General features: G+C 60.2%; 1 protein-coding gene. It reads left to right on the top strand.

The features are described 5' to 3' along the window. The coding region (locus ACQRBV_RS27570; protein ID WP_427877936.1) for an immunoglobulin-like domain-containing protein at positions 1 to 284 on the top strand (284 nt) is incomplete at both ends.

Here is a 284-nt window from a genome sequence, read left to right as displayed (position 1 = left end):
ATCAAGGCGGGCGAGTCCACTGGCACTGTGGTTGTCGATACCCCGGCTAACGACGTCTACAACAACGGTTCTACCGTCAGCACTACCATTACTGGCGCGACCGGCGGCAACTTTGAAAACCTGGTGCCGAGCACGACTCCGGCCGTCACCACGATCACTGACTCGATCGACACCACCACCGTCTCCCTGACGGCTGGCTCGACCGTGACCGAAGGCGGCCAGATCACTTACACCGCCACGCTGACCAACCCCGCGCAAACACCAGTGACTGTCACTTTGAGCAA

The organism is Pseudomonas sp. R11F (assembly GCF_050312575.1).
Lineage (GTDB): Bacteria > Pseudomonadota > Gammaproteobacteria > Pseudomonadales > Pseudomonadaceae > Aquipseudomonas > Aquipseudomonas palleroniana.
The sequence above is the reverse complement of the archived record's forward strand: the minus strand, read 5'-3'. Positions and strand labels throughout refer to the sequence as shown.